This is a genomic window from Nocardia albiluteola, assembly GCF_018860155.1.
GTDB lineage: Bacteria > Actinomycetota > Actinomycetes > Mycobacteriales > Mycobacteriaceae > Nocardia > Nocardia albiluteola.
Genome location: NZ_JAHKNI010000011.1, coordinates 93494 through 110645, shown reverse-complemented (window position 1 = coordinate 110645; position 17152 = coordinate 93494). Strand labels below are relative to the sequence as shown.

The 17152-nt window shown below is 67.1% G+C and carries 17 protein-coding genes; 6 read left to right on the top strand and 11 right to left on the bottom strand.

Annotation, left to right across the window (positions count from 1 at the left end; all coding sequences use genetic code 11):
* Positions 1–165: 165 nt before the first annotated feature.
* The 3 genes from KO481_RS29000 to KO481_RS28990 all read right to left on the bottom strand — a co-directional run bounded on the left by KO481_RS29000 (position 166) and on the right by KO481_RS28990 (position 3574).
* Complete coding sequence (locus KO481_RS29000) at positions 166–2205, bottom strand: FAD-dependent oxidoreductase (RefSeq protein WP_308166593.1); 2040 nt, start codon at positions 2203–2205, stop codon at positions 166–168.
* Complete coding sequence (locus KO481_RS28995; RefSeq protein ID WP_215917525.1) at positions 2198–2782, bottom strand: PadR family transcriptional regulator; 585 nt, start codon at positions 2780–2782, stop codon at positions 2198–2200. The genes KO481_RS29000 and KO481_RS28995 overlap by 8 nt, the downstream gene beginning before the upstream one ends.
* A gap of 168 nt (positions 2783–2950) precedes the next feature.
* Complete coding sequence (locus KO481_RS28990) at positions 2951–3574, bottom strand: TetR family transcriptional regulator (RefSeq protein WP_245400890.1); 624 nt, start codon at positions 3572–3574, stop codon at positions 2951–2953.
* A 164-nt stretch (positions 3575–3738) separates the two neighbouring features.
* Here KO481_RS28990 and KO481_RS28985 point away from each other — a divergent pair, with 164 nt between their 5' ends.
* Genes KO481_RS28985 through KO481_RS28975 form a run of 3 tightly spaced genes read left to right on the top strand, consistent with a single transcriptional unit; the run spans position 3739 to position 6400 of the window.
* The gene (locus KO481_RS28985; protein WP_215917526.1) at positions 3739–4845 is read left to right on the top strand and encodes a ferredoxin reductase; all 1107 of its coding nucleotides are present in this window, start codon (positions 3739–3741) and stop codon (positions 4843–4845) included.
* Between the two features lie 35 nt (positions 4846–4880).
* On the top strand, positions 4881–6080 hold the full coding sequence (locus KO481_RS28980; RefSeq protein ID WP_215917527.1) for a fatty acid desaturase family protein: 1200 nt from the start codon (positions 4881–4883) through the stop codon (positions 6078–6080).
* Positions 6080–6400 carry a hypothetical protein gene (locus tag KO481_RS28975; protein WP_215917528.1) on the top strand — a complete coding sequence of 107 codons (321 nt, stop codon included), beginning with the start codon at positions 6080–6082 and terminating at the stop codon, positions 6398–6400. The genes KO481_RS28980 and KO481_RS28975 overlap by 1 nt, the downstream gene beginning before the upstream one ends.
* Here KO481_RS28975 and KO481_RS28970 read toward each other — a convergent pair.
* Positions 6397–6972, bottom strand: coding sequence for a DUF4254 domain-containing protein (locus KO481_RS28970; protein WP_215917529.1), 576 nt, complete (start codon positions 6970–6972; stop codon positions 6397–6399). The two genes, KO481_RS28975 and KO481_RS28970, sit on opposite strands and share 4 nt — an antisense overlap.
* Before the next feature lie 363 nt (positions 6973–7335).
* Here KO481_RS28970 and KO481_RS28965 point away from each other — a divergent pair, with 363 nt between their 5' ends.
* Positions 7336–7656, top strand: coding sequence for a hypothetical protein (locus KO481_RS28965; protein ID WP_215917530.1), 321 nt, complete (start codon positions 7336–7338; stop codon positions 7654–7656).
* A 400-nt stretch (positions 7657–8056) separates the two neighbouring features.
* Here KO481_RS28965 and KO481_RS28960 read toward each other — a convergent pair whose 3' ends face one another.
* Genes KO481_RS28960 through KO481_RS28945 form a run of 4 tightly spaced genes read right to left on the bottom strand, consistent with a single transcriptional unit; the run spans position 8057 to position 12117 of the window.
* Positions 8057–8671 carry a GTP-binding protein gene (locus KO481_RS28960; protein WP_372452041.1) on the bottom strand — a complete coding sequence of 205 codons (615 nt, stop codon included), beginning with the start codon at positions 8669–8671 and terminating at the stop codon, positions 8057–8059.
* Complete coding sequence (locus tag KO481_RS28955) at positions 8652–9020, bottom strand: DUF742 domain-containing protein (protein ID WP_215917532.1); 369 nt, start codon at positions 9018–9020, stop codon at positions 8652–8654. The genes KO481_RS28960 and KO481_RS28955 overlap by 20 nt, the downstream gene beginning before the upstream one ends.
* The gene (locus KO481_RS28950; RefSeq protein ID WP_215917533.1) at positions 9017–9445 is read right to left on the bottom strand and encodes a roadblock/LC7 domain-containing protein; all 429 of its coding nucleotides are present in this window, start codon (positions 9443–9445) and stop codon (positions 9017–9019) included. The genes KO481_RS28955 and KO481_RS28950 overlap by 4 nt, the downstream gene beginning before the upstream one ends.
* Complete coding sequence (locus KO481_RS28945; protein ID WP_308166594.1) at positions 9442–12117, bottom strand: sensor histidine kinase; 2676 nt, start codon at positions 12115–12117, stop codon at positions 9442–9444. The genes KO481_RS28950 and KO481_RS28945 overlap by 4 nt, the downstream gene beginning before the upstream one ends.
* A 253-nt stretch (positions 12118–12370) precedes the next feature.
* Between KO481_RS28945 and KO481_RS28940 the strand changes: the two genes are divergently transcribed.
* Positions 12371–13105, top strand: a complete 735-nt coding sequence (locus tag KO481_RS28940; RefSeq protein WP_215917534.1) for a DUF4389 domain-containing protein — start codon at positions 12371–12373, stop codon at positions 13103–13105.
* A gap of 12 nt (positions 13106–13117) precedes the next feature.
* On the opposite strand, the gene KO481_RS28935 is transcribed toward KO481_RS28940, so the two are convergent.
* From KO481_RS28935 to KO481_RS28925, 3 genes are read right to left on the bottom strand one after another with little or no spacing between them, the layout of a single operon-like run.
* Positions 13118–14146: an ABC transporter ATP-binding protein gene (locus KO481_RS28935; protein WP_308166595.1), complete on the bottom strand. Its 1029-nt coding sequence runs from the start codon at positions 14144–14146 to the stop codon at positions 13118–13120.
* A gap of 2 nt (positions 14147–14148) precedes the next feature.
* Complete coding sequence (locus KO481_RS28930; RefSeq protein ID WP_308166596.1) at positions 14149–14982, bottom strand: ABC transporter permease; 834 nt, start codon at positions 14980–14982, stop codon at positions 14149–14151.
* A complete protein-coding gene (locus KO481_RS28925; protein ID WP_245400892.1) occupies positions 14975–15694 on the bottom strand; it encodes an ABC transporter permease in 720 nt (239 codons plus the stop codon). Before KO481_RS28925 ends, KO481_RS28930 begins: the two co-directional genes overlap by 8 nt.
* A gap of 330 nt (positions 15695–16024) precedes the next feature.
* Between KO481_RS28925 and KO481_RS28920 the strand changes: the two genes are divergently transcribed.
* The gene (locus KO481_RS28920) at positions 16025–17149 is read left to right on the top strand and encodes a sugar ABC transporter substrate-binding protein (protein ID WP_245400893.1); all 1125 of its coding nucleotides are present in this window, start codon (positions 16025–16027) and stop codon (positions 17147–17149) included.
* Positions 17150–17152: the final 3 nt, after the last annotated feature.

The following is a 17152-nucleotide window of genomic DNA, read 5'->3' as shown; positions in this document are numbered from 1 at the left end:
TCCGCTCACGACTCCACCTCGCTGGCGCTCGGCTCCGTCGTGCGCGCCGCGCGCTGGCCTGACGGTTCACTCCGCTTCGCTCCGCTCACGACTCCACCTCACGGCTACTCGGCTCCGTCCCGCGTGAGGCGTGTCGGCCCGATGGTTCGCTCTGTCCCGGCCCGCTCACAGCTCCGCGGCCAATCTGGTGCCCTGGTCGATCGCCCGCTTGGCATCCAGCTCGGCCGCGACGTCGGCGCCGCCGATCAGATGGACGCTCACGCCGGCCGCGGTCAGCGGCTCGGCCAGCTCACGCACGGATTCCTGTCCGGCACAGAGAATGACGTTGTCGCAATCGATGACGGTGGCCCGGGATCGCTGCTCGCCGAAGCTGATGTGCAGGCCGCGGTCGTCGATGCGCTCGTAGTTCACCCCGCCGATCTGCTCGACGCCCTTGGCCTTGACCGCGGCGCGGTGCACCCAGCCGGTGGTCTTGCCCAGGCTCTTGCCGAAGGAACCCGATTTGCGTTGCAGCAGAACCACTTCGCGGGTGGCGGGGGAGGGACGCGGGGTGGTGAGCTGACCGAGGGCGTCCGGATCGTCACTGATGACTCCCCATTCCTGTTTCCACTCGTCCAGCTTCAGCGACGGATGCCCCTCGACGGTGAGGAATTCGCTGACGTCGTAGCCGATTCCGCCCGCGCCGATCACCGCGACCTTCTTGCCGACCGGCCTCTCCTCCCGCACGAGCTCGGCGTAGGTGAGCACCTTCGGGTGGTCGATGCCCGGAATGTTCGGAATGCGCGGGCGCACACCGGTGGCCAGCACGACGTGGTCGTACCGGCCCTCGATCAGCTCCGCCGCCCCGACCCGCCGGTCGAGGAACACCCGCACGCCCGCGACCTCCAGCTTGCGCGTGAAATAGCGGATGGTCTCGTTGAATTCCTCCTTGCCCGGGATGCGCCGGGCGATGTCGAATTGACCGCCGATCTTGTTGTCGGCCTCGAACAGATCGACCTTGTGCCCGCGCTCGGCCAGGTTCACCGCGGCCGACAGCCCGGCCGGGCCCGCGCCGACGACCGCGATCCGCCGCATCCGCCGGGTGGGCAGCAGCCGCAGTTCGGTCTCGTGGCCCGCGCGCGGATTCAGCAGGCAGGACACCGTTTTGTGGACGAAGGCGTGGTCCAGGCAGGCCTGGTTGCAGGCGATGCAGGTGTTGATCTCGTCCTCGCGGGTCGCGCGGGCCTTGTTCGCCCATTCCGGATCGGCCAGCAGCGGGCGCGCCATCGAGATCAGGTCGGCGTCGCCTCGGGTCAGGATCTCCTCGGCCGTCTCGGGCATGTTGATCCGATTGGAGGCACAGACCGGAATGCTCACGCGCGCGGTGACCTTCGCGGTGTACTCGGCGAAGGCCGCGCGCGGCACCGAGGTGACGATGGTCGGCACCCGTGCCTCGTGCCAGCCGATGTCGGTGTTGATGATGCTGACCCCCGCGGCTTCCAATTCCGTTGCCAGCGCCAGGATTTCGTGCTCTGTCTGGCCGTGCTCCACGAATTCGGCCATGGACAGCCGGAATACGATGATGAAGTCCGGACCCACCGCGGCCCGGATGCGCCGCACGATCTCGAGCGGGAATCGCCGCCGGTTCTCCGCCGAACCGCCCCAGCGGTCCGTGCGCTTGTTGGTGCGCGGGGCGAGGAACTGGTTGATCAGATAGCCCTCGCCGCCCATGATTTCGGCGCCGTCGTACCCGGCGAGCTTGGCCAGCTCCGCGCACCGGACATAGTCGTCGATGGTGCGCTCGACGCCCTTGTCCGACAGTTTGCGCGGCCGGAACGGATTGATCGGCGCCTTGATCGAGGAGGCCGACACGCTGAACGGCACATAGGCATAGCGCCCGGCGTGCAGGATCTGGATGGCGATCTTGCCGCCCTCGGCGTGCACCGCGCGGGTGATCGCGCGGTGCCGGTAGGCCTCGGTCCGGTTGGTGAGCTTGGCGCCCAGCGGCAGCAGCCAGCCCTCCCGATTCGGCGCGTAGCCACCGGTGATGATGAGTCCGACACCGCCGCGGGCCCTTTCGGCGAAATAGGCCGCCAGCTTGTTCGTATCCCAGGCCCGGTCCTCGAGGCCGGTATGCATGGATCCCATCACCACCCGGTTGCGCAGGGTGGTGAAGCCCAGATCCAGCGGTTCGAACAGGTGCGGATAAGGGTTCGGCTCACTCACGTGGGTCACCTTTCGGTCCGGGGCGGGGAGGGGGAGCATTATCACCGCCGAGCGCGGCGAGTACCTCGTCGCACCACTCGGCGAATCCCGACTCGATGCGAATACCGCCGCGCAGCACCAGATATTGGTACAGCGCGGTGCCGGTGAGGCCGTGCGGGTCGGGGAAGTCCTTCTTCTCGATCAGCTGGAACAGCTCGAGCCGCTGGGCGTGGGCGTCGCGATGACGGGTCACCTCGGCGCGCAGCGCCGCGAGATCGCCGTGCGCGGCGGCGCGAATCTTCACGCCCAGCTCGCTGCGGAGCGGGCCGACATCCTCGGCGGGCGCGGCGATCCAGCGGGCCAGTTCGGTTCGCCCGGCCGGGCTCACGGTGTAGACCTTCTTGTCCGGCCGGCCCTCCTGAGCGACGGCCTCGCTCGCCACCCAGCCCTGCTGCTCCATGCGCTTGAGCACACGGTATATCTGCTGGTGGGAGGCGCTCCAGAAGAAGCCGATCGACTTGTCGAACCGGCGAGCCAGCTCGTAGCCCGAACCGGCGCGCTCGGTCAGCGATACCAGCAGCGCATGCTCGAGGGCCATGCGCCGAGGCTAACTGACACTTGCCGTCCTATGCAACTGGGTGCATAGGGACAGCTGTTCACAGCCGGGGACTCGAGGTAGCGTCGGGTGCGGTGCTCGGAAGCACCAGCTCGGATACGGGAAGGACGTCTCGCGATCCCGGGAGGTTCGCGAGGCGTCCTTCTGTATCTATGGCACCGAGCGCCAGGCGGCCATGCCCAGGGCGATCAGTCGCACCTGTCGCACGGTGCGTTCCACGACGTTCTGGCGGTCGCGGGGCAGCGCGGCCACGTAGTCGGCGATGTGCCCCGCAACCGTCGAGACGATGAGATCCGCGGCCAGCTCCAGATCCTCGGGCGACCAGCTGTCCAGCGCGCGCAGGCGGGACAGGTCGACGACCAATTCCCTGGTGAGAAGCTGCATTTCGATCGAGATGGCGGTGCGCAGGACGGCCGACCCGCCGTACCGTTCACGAACCAGGAAGCCGTACAGCGCATCTCGCCCGGCGATCTGTGCGAAGACGAAGCGCACCGTCTCGGCGAGGCGGGCATCGGGGGCGCGCCGCAGATCCCGTAGGGCCAAACGCAATTGGCGCACGCCCTCGTCGACGAGTGTGGTGCCGAGCTCGTCCAGCGAGGCGAAGTGACGGTAGAACGCGGTGGGCACGATGCCCGCCGAGCGCGCGACCTCCCGCAGGCTCAGCGCGGCGAATCCGCGCTCCGCGGCCAGCTCGAGGGTGCCCTCCAGCAGCGCGTGGCGGGTGCGCTCCTTGCGCTCCCCCCGGGACTCTGTCTGTTCGCTGCGCTCGGTCATCTCGGTGAGCATACATCCGTTCACGATGCGCCTGCTCCTCTCGGTGTCGCGTCGGTCACACGACCTGCTGGTTGAAATTCCGTGCCGTGTCGGAGCACACTTGGATCAGTGTACAGATGTGCACTGAAATTCTACGAGCTACACCGGGTGGTGGGAGAAGAGTTATGGCAGGACTGATCGATCTGGTTCAGACGCTGACCACACCGCATACCCTGGATCGCTATCTGGAACTCGTGCGCCCCACGCTGACCGTGCGCGACATGCGCGCGGAGATCGTCGAGGTGGATCGGCGCACGCCCGGCTCGATCACCCTGACGCTGCGGCCGACCCGGCAGTGGCGAGGGCACCTCGCGGGACAGTATGTGCAGATCGGGGTGTTGATCGACGGCGTCAAGCACACCCGGTGCTATTCGCCGATCGATCCGCAGGGCGCCACGCGGCGGCTGCGGCTGACGGTCAAGGCGCATCCGCACGGCCTGGTTTCGCGGTATCTGCACCGCCACGCCGCGCCCGGCATGGTGGTGGATCTGGCTCCCGCGGCGGGCGTGTTCACCCTGCCGCAGCGGCGCCCGGATGGGATCGTGCTGATCAGCGGCGGCAGCGGGATCACCCCGGTGCTGTCCATACTGCGCACCCTGGACGCGGAGAATCATCGCGGGCCGGTGGTGTTCCTGCACTACGCGCACTCGCCCGAGGCGGTGCCCCATCGCGTGGAACTGGCGGAAATTGCCGAGCGGCACAACAACTTCCGGATCGCCCTGTGCTATCCGCGGCTGGGCCGGTCCGAACTGCTGGACGGCGCGCCCTGGAGTTGCGCGAAGAACCCGGTGGCGGGGCTGTTCGGCTACGACCAGCTCGAGCGCATCGCGCCGTGGTTCGCCACCGCCCAGACCTATGTGTGCGGTCCGGCGCCGCTGATGACGGCGGTCCGCACCGTCTACCAGGCTGAACAGCTCGACGACCGGCTGCACCGAGAGGAGTTCACGCTCGCCGCGGCGCCGGTGGATCCGGGCGAGATCACCGGCGTCACCACCTTCTCCGCCAGCGCGACAACCGTGCCCAACGCCGGTGCCACCCTGCTCGAACAGGCTGAATCCGCCGGCCTCACACCGGAATACGGCTGCCGGATGGGAATCTGCTTCTCCTGCACCTCGATCAAGCGCTCCGGCTGCACCCGCAACCTGCGCACCGGGGAGCTGGACAGCGATCCCGATCAGCCGATTCAGCTCTGCATCAACGCCGCCGTGGGCGACGTGGATATCGAAATCTGAAGGGGAGAGCCGTGAGCGAGCGAAGCGAGGGAACTATGAACACAGCACCACAGGTTGCAGCGGAGCGAAGCGGAGCTGCGACCATACTGACCGAAACCCAGGACGGCCCGCTGGTTCTCAGTCCGCAGCAGGTCGAGGACATCGGCCGCGCGCTGGACGAGCTGCGCGACCGCATCACCGCCGACCTCGGCGAGCGTGACCGGGACTACATCTACTCGATCATCAAGGCGCAGCGCGGTTTCGAGATCGCCGGGCGCGGGCTGATGTACCTGGGATTCCTGCCGCCGTTCTGGCTGGCCGGGGTGGCGGCGCTGAGCCTGTCCAAGATCCTGGACAACATGGAGATCGGCCACAACGTCATGCACGGCCAGTGGGACTGGATGCGGGAACCGGGCCTGAATTCGCGTGTCTTCGAATGGGATACGGTCTGCCCGGCCGATCAGTGGAAGCATTCGCACAACTACATGCACCACACATACACCAATATCCACGGCCGCGACCGCGACATCGGGTACGGCATCCTGCGCATCGACGAGGGCCAGCGGTGGAATCCCTACTACCTGGGCAACCCGATCTACGCCGCCCTGCTGATGCTGCTGTTCGAATGGGGCGTGATGCTGCACGATCTCGAGGCCGAGAACATCGTGCGGGGCAAGCGGTCCTGGTCCGAGGTCAAGCGGCTGCTGAAGGGGCAGTGGCGCAAGGCGGGCAGGCAGGTGCTCAAGGACTACGTGGTGTTCCCGCTGCTGTCCGGGCCGCTGTTCGTCTCCACGCTGGCCGGTAATGCCACCGCCAACCTGGTGCGCAACGTGTGGGCGTACTCGATCATCTTCTGCGGTCACTTCCCCTCGGGCGTACAGACGTTCACCGAGGAGGAGACCGCCGAGGAGACCCGGGGCGAATGGTATGTGCGTCAGATGCTCGGCTCGGCCAACATCACCGGCGGCAAGCTGTTCCACATCCTGTCCGGCAACCTCTCGCACCAGATCGAGCACCACCTGTTCCCGGACCTGCCCGCCAACCGGTATCCCGAGATGGCCCCGGAGGTCCGCGTCCTGTGCGAGAAGTACGGGTTGCCCTACAACACCGGCCCGCTGAGCAAGCAGATCGGTTCGGTCTGGCTCAAGCTGTTTCGCCTGGCGCTGCCGCCCGCGCTCGCCGGGAAGACGCCGCAGCCAGCTGTTATCGTGATGAGAAACAAGCCACAGCCGGATCCGAGTGAAGCGGGCGTTTGATGATCGGGAAATTCGAGAGCAACAAGGATCTGATCCAGGAGCTGACCTCCTCGGGGGCGCGGCACGTCGGCAACATCGCCTCGATCATCACGGGCACGGTCTCGGAGGTGACCCGGGAGATCGGTGACTGGATCACCGACGCGATCGAAATGCGGGAGGCCGCCGCGGCCGCGCAGCGCGACCGCGAGGCCGCGCACGGCGTCAACGCCGGGCGCGAGGAGCCCGACGTGCTGATCGACGAGCCCGCGCCCAGTGCACGGGTGTCCGCCGACCAGCCGTACATCGATGCCAACGTCGAGATCGTCGACCCGGGGCGCTAGAACACCGGCAGCCGCCGCCGGTGTTCGGTCACGTCGGTGATCAGATCCTTGTAGCCGTCGGCCAGTTCGGCGAGCTGGACCCAGTGCAGGTGGGCCTGCGCGTCCACCCCGTGCGGGCCGCCGATACCGGCCCGGGTACGCGCGCCGGACTTGACGGCGGTGCACGGCAGGCCCAGGGCATCCTGTGCCGCAACCCATTTCGCCGCCATGCGGTCGATCACCGCGCCGAGGGTTTCGGTGTGCAGTGAGGCGCCGGAGCGGTGCGCGATATTGTCGGCCACCCAGATGTCTATGCCCGCAACTTGTTTCGCGCGTTCGGCGTCGATGTCGTCGACCAGCTGGCTGTAGTGGGCCCGCTGATCGCTGCCCGCGCCGGGGGCGTGCGCGGCCGCGAGCGCGAGATACCGGCGCTCGTGACAGCCGACCAATTCGTGGGCGGCATCCAGCACGGGACGATGTCGGCCGTGGGCCGGGCCTCGCCCGTCGACGGGTGCGCGGAAGGCCCGCAGCAGTTCCACCACCGACGGCAGCTCGTCGGATCCGATACGGCTACCGGCATATTCGGTCGCCATAACACTCCCACCCTTGCTTCGGGATCGGACCGTGGTTGCGCCAGGGCCAGGGAGGTTGGGGGGGTGCGCTCCCCGGCACCGGCGCAGTCCCTGTTCCCGCACGCGGCAGCCCACCGCAAAAGGACACGGTGAGAACCGGGAAATCCGCGACGATGCGATGAGCAATGAGTCCAGGAAACGGGACTCTTTCAGGAAAGCGCGTCCAGATAGCCCGCGCAACAGGACGAACCCCTCATGGCCAAGCTGCCGAGTAATCGTTATAGACAGTTACGGCCGTGTCACGTGCTCGCGAAGATCGATGATCTATCGGGGGCGCGGCGAGATGGCTGCGCCACGCCCGAAAGTTCCGTAACCTGGTATTTCATGTCCGCCTACGTGTCCTCCCCGGAGCTGACCTTCTCCTTCCTGTTCGCGCTGGAAGATCCGGAGCGAATCGCGGAGGTGGTGCGTGGCCTCATGGAGCGCCGCACGGTGTCGGTCTTCCGGCTCGCCCCGATGTCCGGGGCGGACGGTCCGCCGGAGCGGTACGTCGTGAATTGGGCGTCGATCCCGCAGATCTCGATCACCACCGCGGTTCCCGAAACTGAGGAGTTGCTGGAGCGGAGGCCGATGCTCGTCAATGCCTTTCTGAGCGAGGGCGGCGATATCAGTCTCTACTCCGCGGAAGGGAAAATGCGCCGGTAGGGGGCGGTATTGACGAGATCTGCATCGCCCGTTGTGCGCGACTCGTTACGGTGATCTTTAACATGAGACCTCTCAGTCCTTTGTCAGCTACGGATCAGTGAACTCTCAGATCGGCCCAGCAGGGTGGTCCTGGTCGGTGGTCCAATACGGAGCACCGACGGTTCCACGCCCCTGACAAGAGAGGTTGATCTTTTATGATCCCGGTCATCATCAACACTGGTTCGGCTGCGCTCAACGGCGTCCTCAGCACCGGCAGCGCTGCTTTCCACGGCCTGGCCAGCACCCTGTGGACCGGCTCCTTCGGCTAAATCGCAGCTGACGCGAGTGCACGCTCGCATACCGCCCCGGCGTCCCGCGGACTCCGGGGCGGTGTCGTGTCCCGCGCCGGGACGTGGGCGGATCAGCTCGCGCGGGCCAGACGCTGGACCAGCACCTGTTCCAGCAGCGCCACCAGTACCTGCTTCACCGACTCGCGGCTGCGGGCATCGCATTCGACCATATGGATGGATTCATCGACGCGCAGCGCCTCGCGCACCTCGTCCAGATCGAAGCGGTCGCCACCGTCGAATCGGTTGACCGCCACCACGAACGGGGTGCCGTTGCGCTCGAAGAAGTCCAGGACCGGATAGCAATCCTCGATCCGTCCGGTATCGATCAGGATCACCCCGCCCAGGGCGCCGTCGAGCAGGTCGTCCCACAGGAATTCGAACCGCTCCTGGCCCGGCGTGCCGAACATGTACAGCACCAGCGAACGGTCCAGGGTGATCCGGCCGAAGTCCATCGCCACGGTGGTGGTCGTCTTGCCCGTGTACTGCTCCGGATCCACCCCCGTCGACACCTCGGTCATCGCGGCCTCGGTGGACAGCGGTTCGATCTCGGAGATGGCGCCGATGAAGGTGGTCTTGCCGACGCCGAAGCCGCCGCTCACCACGATCTTGACCGAGACGGCGGCCTGTTCCGGTGGGGCCGGGGTGGGTTCCGGTGTAGCTGAAGTCTCAGAGTGCCCGAACAAGATCCCTGATCCTCTCGATGGCTGCGGTGGATAGATCATCGGCCGACGCCGCCTCCGCGTGACCGGCGAGCATCAGATCGCTGACCACGATCCGAGCCACGCCGATCGGAACACGCAGTGTGGCAGCGATTTCGGCGATGGAATGGGGGTGTCGGCACAGCAGCGCCACGGTCCGTTGCTCGAACCGCAGCGATGCCGAGGGTGCGGTGTGGGTTGTGCGGATGAGGGTTTCGACGCGCAGCCCGTCGACCAGCGGGGTGGTTCGCCCGGCCGTCATGAGGAACGGCCGGACCACGGGGCCGGTATCTCCGTGCTCCGCATCCGCGGTGTCGCCAGGCTGGCGGTCGATCATCCGCGCAGCGACTGTCGTAATTCGGCGATCAGTGCCGGGGTCAGGATCGCGCCGGCCCGATCGGCGAGGATGGCCATCTGATATCCGACCAGGCCCACATCGCTGTCATTGTCGGCGATGACGCCGATGCAACTGCCGTCGGAGATCGCCGACACCAGCAGGAAACCCCGCCGCATCTCGATCATGATCAGCTTCAGGCCATCGAAATCGTAACTGCGCGCGGCGCTTCGGGCCAGGCTCACCAGTCCGGAGACCATCGCGGCGAGGCGGTCCGCGCCGGCCCGGTCCAGCCCCTCCGACATCGCCATCAGCAGCCCGTCCGAGGACACCGCGACGGTATCCCGGACACCGTCGGTGGAGCGCACGAAATCGGTGAGCAGCCAGTTGAAGGTGTGTGAACCGGATTCCGGCAGTTGAGTGGTCACCGGGGGTCCTCCTGTGCTGTGGATGCCGGAATTGGCGCCGGCTCATGCATTTCGCCGCGCCGATGACCGGCCCGGAAGCTTGAAAGCATACCCCTGGTCTGCTCGGCGGAGTGGTCCACCGCGGGCGATGTCCGGTGTCGCGGCGGCGCCGGTGAGGCGGGTGTGGCGGCGACCGGATCCGGTGCGGTTGGGGACGGAATCCGCTTGGCGCGCTTGACCAGACCGTTGCGGGTTCGTTCCACTTCCGGCGCGGCGGTGGCGGCGCGTTCCGAATGGCCTGGCGCATTCGATTGCGGCTCAGCTGGATTCGGATCGGTCACCGGAGGCGATGACCGTGGAGTGGGGGTTGCCGGGGCGGTGCCCGGGGCCTGCCCGTTGGTCCAGGCCGACTGCACCGAATGCCTATTCCGTTGCGTGGAAAGGGCGTTCAGGGAATCCTTGATTCGGCCCGGCGGCAGTGTCGGGAACGGATCCGGGCGGGCCGCCGCGCCGTTCGTCGAGGCATCGTACGGAGCGGAATCCGTTGCGGTCACCGGATTTTCGGAGAATGCCCAGTTCGAGCCGTTCGCCGGTGCCGGGTCGAACGGCGCCCGGGCATTGTGGTCCGCCGCGATTGCCGGACGGTCGTGTGCGGCCGCTTCCAACGCCGAGCGGTCCTCGCTCGCCGACAGTGTGGTCGGAGAGCCCCCGGCGGGCAACGCGGCCTGCGCCGACTGGAGGGCCAGGGAGGTGCGGGGTGCGACCGGCCCGGCGAGCAGCGTGAGGGGCAGCAGCATCCGGGCCGCCACACCGCTGATCGGCGAGACCGTCAGCTCCACCTCGATGCCCAGGCGTCGGCTCAGTCGCCCGACGACGTGGTGCCCCAGGAACCGCGTCGGCGCGACCATGAAGTCGGCCTCCCCGCGCAGCCGCGCGTTGGCGGCCGCCAACTGCTCGGGCGACATGCCGATGCCGTGGTCGACCACGGCCAGCAGGTACCGCTGCCCGACGAGGCGGCCGTAAATCTCGACCTCGACCTCGGGCGGCGAGAAGGACAGCCCGTTCTCGATCAGTTCCGCCAGCATGTGGGCGAGCTCGCTGACCACACCGCCGGTGACCGGCACGTCGTCGACGCGGCGCACCACTACCCGCCGATAGTTCTCGACCTCCGACAGGGCCGCACGGATGACGTCGGTCAGCGGGATCGGCTCGCTCCACCGGCGCGGGCTGGCCTGGCCGACCATGACCAGCAGGCTCTCGGCGTTACGCCGCATGCGGGTGGCCAGATGGTCGAGCTCGAACATGTTCGACAGCGCCCGCGGGTCGAGCTCCTCGCGTTCGAACTCGCTGATCAGCGCCAGCTGGCGGCGCAGCAGATTCTGATTGCGCCGGCCCAGGTTGGCCAGCGATTCGGTGGTGTTGCGGCGCACCGTCGCCTGCGCCGCGCCGAGCTCGTAGGCGGTCGTCTGCACACGGTCGAATGCCACGGCCACCTGGGCGATCTCGACGCTCGCGCGTTCGGGGGCGGGCACCGGCTCGGGCGGGCCGGGATCGTCCGCGTCCGGATCCTGCCAGGCGCGGATCAGCGCGGGCAGCCGCTGGGTGGCGACCTCGTCGGCCGTCGCCGCGAGCGCGGCCAGCGGGCGCACGATGGCCCGCACGCCGGAGAAGACCAGCCGCGCCAGCACCAGCAGTGCGAGCAGGGTGCCGACGCCGTATCCGACCAGGGTCCGCTCGGCGATCTGACGCAGGTGCTGGGCGCGCTGATTGATGTCGGCGCCGATCGACTGCTGCACGCCGCGCTCCGCATCGATTACCGAGCTCGTCTGTGCCCACCAATCGGTCGCGGAGACCGGCGTGAGGAGCGGTCCGTGCTGCGCCGCGATGGCGACGCCCTCCGACTCGGCGGAGCGCAGCGCGTCGGCCGAGTGCATCAAACTGGTCACCGCCACGCGCTCGCTCGGGGTCGCATCGCGCGGATATGTCTCCAGCGCGGCCTGTTTCGCGGCCCGGATGTCGAGGAACTGCACGTACTCGCCGGGGCCGAACCCGCCGGCGGCGAAGACGCCGCTGAGGAAGCCGCGTTCCTGCGCGGTGAATTCCTTCGCATCGCCCAGGGAGTACAGCGCGGACAGGCCCCGCCACACCTGATCGTCCTGGGCGTGGTCGAGTCCGAGCCGGGTGCGGGTGAGCGCGGTAATCGCATCGGTGTAGAAGGCGAAGGCGGTCGTGCGGTCGGTGCGGTGCGCGTCGATTCCGGCCCGCTCGTCGCTCAGCGCCGCCAGATCCCGCAGCGCGGCACGCACATCGCCGACGCCCGGGGCGCGGTCGTCCAGTGCCGCGCTCAACGCCTGCAGGGCCCGGTCGGTGGCGGGGCGCTGGGCGTCGAGCGCCTGCCGCATCGCCGCGTCGCCGGCGAGCATGCCGTTGGACAGGCCCCGCTCGCGCTGCACCTCCTGCACCAGGTCCTGGACCGACAGCGTCAGCGACACCGCGCGCACCGTCTTGTCGGTGGCCCGGTACGCACGCACCTGGCCGGCCATCAGCAGACCCAGCAGGACGAGCACCAGGACGACCGAAACCGCCAGCACTCGGATCAATTGACCGCGGATGGTGCGCGGACGCAACAGCCCGATCGTCGTGGCACGTTGCTTGCTACCGTTCGGCAACAATGGTGCTCGACGGAATTGCACTTCGACTCCTCATTCCCGCTCCCCGCACGGCCTTCGGCCCGAGCTGCGGACAATCAGAAGCAAGGTGACACATGACGCCGCTTCTCGCAACACGAGAGGGTGGATGTGACGAAGCAAACGGAGTGTCGGCGCGTGTCATCACAGTCGATGACACATCCACCTCGGAAAGAACCATGAACGTGACCTGGTTGCGAAACAATCGGTGGTATCGCGGCTCGGCGTCGAGCCGGATACGCCCGAGAGGAGCGTGGTCATGCAACCTGACACCCCCGCTTACCCCGTCCGCGTTCGAGGTGATCTCGACCCGGCGCTGTCGCGCTGGCAATGGATCATCAAATGGATTCTTGCGATTCCGCATATCGTGGTGCTGATTTTCCTGCACATCGCCTACTTCGTCGTGACGGTCATCGCATTCTTCGCGATTCTGTTCACACGTCGTTATCCCCGAGGCCTTTTCGACTTCAATGTGGGTGTCATGCGCTGGAGCTGGCGTGTCCGGTTCTACGCGTTCTCGCCCGCGGGCACCGATCGGTATCCGCCGTTCAGCCTGAAGCCCGACGAGAATTACCCGGCGGATCTCGAGGTGGACTACCCCGAACAGCTGCACCGCTGGCTGGTGCTGATCAAGTGGTGGCTGCTCGCGATCCCGCAGTACCTGATCGTGGCGGCCTTCGCCGGTGGCTTCTGGCGCTGGGGAGGTGGCGGCGGGCACCGCCATCACCATCACCACCACGGCGTGGGCGGGGGGCACGGCCACTGGATGATGGGCGGCGGCGGGATCTCCCTGCTGGCCGTGCTGGTGCTCATCGCCCTGATCGGGCTGCTGTTCACCGGCCGCTACCTGCGCGGGCTGTTCGACCTGGTGATGGGTCTGAACCGCTGGAGCATCCGGGTGCGCGCGTACTCCTCGCTGATGCGGGACGAGTACCCGCCGTTCCGGCTGGACCAGGGGGCACGTGAGCAGGAGGCGGCCGCACCCCCTGAATGATCCGATCGAGCACTACCTCGCGTCCCCGTCGCCCGTCGGCGGGGACGCGTTTGTGTCCACACTCGGTGATCGCGCCGCGCTCTGGGAGCGGTAGATGCGCCGCACCACGTCCTCGATGCCGGGCTCCTCGATGGACAGGTCGCGCACCTCGGCCCGCGCCGAGACCGCGGCCAGGAGCTGTGCGGCGGTGATGCTCTCGGGATCGAAGGCCAGCCGCTGCCGGATGCCGCCGCCCTCGCTGGCGATCAACTGCGCGCCGCGCAGGCCGGTGAGTTCGGGTGCCGGCGCGACCAGATCGACCACCAGCATCCGGCGCACTCGCACGGTGGCGGCCAGCCCCGTCAGAGATCCGTCGTGGACCAGGCGGCCGCGGTCGACCACCAGCACCCGCTCGCACAGCCGCTCGATATCGCCCATGTCGTGGGTGGTGAGCAACAGGGTGGTGCCGCGTTCGATGCGCTCGTAGGACAGGAAATCGCGTAATCGCTGCTTGGACAGCACGTCCAGGCCGATGGTGGGCTCGTCCAGGATGAGCAGCTCGGGCGAATGTAGCAGTGCCGCGGCGATTTCCGCCCGCATCCGCTGCCCCAGCGATAGCTGCCGCACGGGCGTGTCCAGGGTGCCGGCCATCTCCAGCTGCTCCACCAGTTCGTGGCGGCGCTTACGGGCCCGATCCGGATCCAGGCGGTGGATGGCGGCCAGGATCGAGAACGATTCGCGCAGCGGCAGATCCCACCACAGCTGCGAGCGCTGCCCGAACACCACCCCGATCCGCCCGGCCAGCTCGCGCCGCTGCCGCACCGGTTCCAGCCCGCAGGTGCGCACGGTCCCGGAGGTGGGCACCAGGATGCCGGTGAGCATCTTGATGGTCGTCGACTTGCCCGCGCCGTTGGCCCCGATATAGCCCACCGCGGAGCCGGATTCGATCGAGAAGCTCATCCTGTCGACCGCGGTGATCACCTCGCGACGACGGGTCCAGCGCTTCTCGGTTTTCCGATGAATGACGAATTGTCTTGTCAGATTGTTGATTTCGATGGACACCGCTATCCACCGCCTCCCTGATAGTGTCGCACTCCCTGACGCCAGCACAGCAGTGCCAGTCCCCAGACCCACGCCGCCGCGATCGGGCTCGCCCATGCCAGCCAGCTCGGCAGCCATGCCGGTCCGGGCAGCCGCAGCAGCGCGATGGTGGGCAGATACGCGACGAACGACACCGGCACCCCGAAGCCGAACAGCAGTGTCATCGGCGCGCGAAACACCGAGCTGGGCTGTTGCGCGGCGAAGGCGCCGCCGTAGGTGAAGCTGTTGGTCAGTTCCGATCCGTCGACGAGGAAGAACTGCAGGCCCGCCGCGCACACGAACAACCCGGCGAACAGCGCGATGCCCGTCGTCAGCGAGAGCGCCAATAGGGCCAATGTGGTTACGGTCCAATCGATGTCGTTGATATCCAGGCCGATGCACAACACAGTCGCCGCCACGCCGGCGCGGGCCACCCGGCGCAGCGAGACATCGCTGGTGATGAGCTGCAACAGCAGCGGCTGCGGGCGCAGATGGAAGGCATCGAGGGTGCCCGCGCGGATGTATGCGGGCAGCGTGTCGGTGTGCCCGAAGGCGATCTGCGCGATCGCGAAGGCCAGATTCGACATGCCGAACAGCAGCAGCATCGCGTGCAGATCCAGGCCGCCCAGCACCCGCACGTTGTGGTAAATGACCCAGACCTCGGCGAATTCCACCACACCGACCAGGAGTGAGGAGAGCATGTCGGCGGCAAAGGAGAGTGGATACGCCTGCTGTGAGCGCATCCGCGAGCGGAGTACGGCACTGTACGGGGTGAACCATGTTCCCGAGGTCCGGGTGGTTCCGAGTAGTTCAGCCACCCTGTACCTCCAGTTTACGGCGGCCCGCCCGAAGTAACCCCCGGCCCAGTAGAACTGTGACGACAACCCAGAATACTTGTACAGCAACTACTTCCAGGGCATCCCAACCGGTCGCCCGCCCCGACAGCACATCGATCGGCGTCTGCAGCAGCGACGGGAACGGGGTGAGCTCCGCCAGCGTGCGCAACCATCCGGGAAACAGGTGCACGGGAACGAACAGGCCGGCCAGAAAGGTGGCGACGATCTGATACAGCAGCCGGATACCGCGGGTCTCCACCATCCAGAATCCGGTCAGGCACACCGCGAACAACAGCAGAAACGAGATCGTGACGGCCAGTACGATACTGAGCGCGCCCAGCACGTACGCGCCGGCCTGATGTGGCATCGCCAGCTCGAAGGCCAGCAGTCCCGCGGCGACACTGGGCAGCCCGCGCAGCAGCAAGGCGCACGCCGCCCGACCGAGATCGGTTGCCAGATAACAGAATTGGATGTCCGCGGGTCTGAGGAAGTCGATCGCGACGTCGCCGGTGCGGATCCGCTCGGCGATGTCCAGCGTCGGCCCCATCACCCCGAGCGATCCCAGTAGTCCCTGGGAGAGCCAGACGTACGCGCCGATGGAATCCGATGTGTAGCCGCCGAATCCGGTCGTGGCGCGCACGGCCGCGAGCATCACCGAGGCGCGGACCAGCCCGAACACCACATTGGTGAACATGCCCGCGAACATCGCGAGCCGATAGTGCCACTGACGCAGGAACCCTGCTGATGCCAGTCGCCAATAAACCCCTGCAGCGGCGTGCACAACCACACAACGTTACGGGGGTGGGCATACGTTAACAACTTCTTCGCCGAGATTCGAATGTTCTCCGAAGTGATACCGGCCCGGCCTGTCACCATGGAATCGAACGTGAGCTGAGACACAGTGTTGCGCAATTGTGACCTTCGCCGCGAGCTGTGTCGCATATGTTGTTGCCTACAACATATGGCCTCCGTCACCGGACACCCGAACCGGTGGCGGGGGCCGCCAGCTCGAAAGGTTCACCTGATGAGGATGAAACGGTATGGGGCCGTGGCCGTTGCGCTCGCCGGCCTGCTGACCCTCGCTGCCTGCGGATCCAACTCCTCCAGCGGCGGCGGCAACTCCACCAGCTCGAACGGCAGTAGTGGGGGCAAGAACGGGACCGTCGGTGTGATCCTGCCGGAGACCGCGACCTCGGCCCGCTGGGAGGGCTTCGACCGCCCGATGATCACCAAGGCTCTCAATGCCGAGGGATTCGACGCCGACGTCGAGAACGCGCAGGGCGACGTGCAGAAGTTCAGCACCCTGGCCGACGGCATGATCGCCAAGGGCGTCAAGGTGCTGCTCATCGCCTCCATCAATAGCGAGGTCGGTAATGCCGTGGCCGCCAAGGCGCACAAGGCGGGCATCCCCACCATCGATTACGACCGGCTGAACCTCGGCGGCTCCTCGGACTACTACGTGTCCTTCGACAACGTGAAGGTCGGTGCGCTGCAGGGCCAGGCCATGGCCGACGCGCTCAAGGCCAAGCCGGCCGCCCAGGTCATCGAGATCGAGGGCGCGCCGACCGACAACAACGCCACCCTCTTCCATCAGGGGCAGGAGCAGGTGCTCAAGCCGCTCTACGATTCGGGCGCGCTGAAACTCGTTGCCAGCCAGGCCATCGACGGCTGGGACAACCAGAAGGGCGGCGAGACCTTCGAGCAGCTGCTCACCACCAACGGCAACAAGATCGACGGCGTCGTGGCCTCCAACGACGGCCTCGCCGGCGCTATCGTCACCGTGCTGAAGAAGAACGGCCTCAACGGCAAGGTCCCGGTCACCGGCCAGGACGCCACCACCGACGGCCTGAAGGCCGTCCTGCGCGGCGATCAGTACATGACGGTGTTCAAGCCGATCCAGGACGAGGCCAACGCCGCGGCCAAGCTCGCCGCCGATCTGGCCAAGGGCGACAAGGCCGCCGCGGACGCCGTCGCCACGGCGTCGAGTCAGGACCCCAAGGGCAATCGGACTGTGAAATCCGTTCTGCTGGACCCGCATACGGTCACCCGGGATCAGGTCAAGACGGTTGTCGACCAGGGTTATGTGAAGGCGAGCGATCTGTGCTCGGGTGATGTTTCCTCCGTGTGCACCCAGCTCGGGATCTCCTGAGAG

What these genes read in the sequence shown, in the direction of transcription:
- KO481_RS28995 (WP_215917525.1), bottom strand. Translation starts at nt 2,782, where the DNA reads ATGGCCCTCGAGCATGCGCTGCTGGTATCGCTGACCGAGCGCGCCGGT.
- KO481_RS28990 (WP_245400890.1), bottom strand. Translation starts at nt 3,574, where the DNA reads ATGACCGAGCGCAGCGAACAGACAGAGTCCCGGGGGGAGCGCAAGGAG.
- KO481_RS28985 (WP_215917526.1), top strand. Translation starts at nt 3,739, where the DNA reads ATGGCAGGACTGATCGATCTGGTTCAGACGCTGACCACACCGCATACC.
- KO481_RS28980 (WP_215917527.1), top strand. Translation starts at nt 4,881, where the DNA reads ATGAACACAGCACCACAGGTTGCAGCGGAGCGAAGCGGAGCTGCGACC.
- KO481_RS28975 (WP_215917528.1), top strand. Translation starts at nt 6,080, where the DNA reads ATGATCGGGAAATTCGAGAGCAACAAGGATCTGATCCAGGAGCTGACC.
- KO481_RS28970 (WP_215917529.1), bottom strand. Translation starts at nt 6,972, where the DNA reads ATGGCGACCGAATATGCCGGTAGCCGTATCGGATCCGACGAGCTGCCG.
- KO481_RS28965 (WP_215917530.1), top strand. Translation starts at nt 7,336, where the DNA reads ATGTCCGCCTACGTGTCCTCCCCGGAGCTGACCTTCTCCTTCCTGTTC.
- KO481_RS28955 (WP_215917532.1), bottom strand. Translation starts at nt 9,020, where the DNA reads ATGATCGACCGCCAGCCTGGCGACACCGCGGATGCGGAGCACGGAGAT.
- KO481_RS28940 (WP_215917534.1), top strand. Translation starts at nt 12,371, where the DNA reads ATGCAACCTGACACCCCCGCTTACCCCGTCCGCGTTCGAGGTGATCTC.
- KO481_RS28925 (WP_245400892.1), bottom strand. Translation starts at nt 15,694, where the DNA reads ATGTTCACCAATGTGGTGTTCGGGCTGGTCCGCGCCTCGGTGATGCTC.
- KO481_RS28920 (WP_245400893.1), top strand. Translation starts at nt 16,025, where the DNA reads ATGAGGATGAAACGGTATGGGGCCGTGGCCGTTGCGCTCGCCGGCCTG.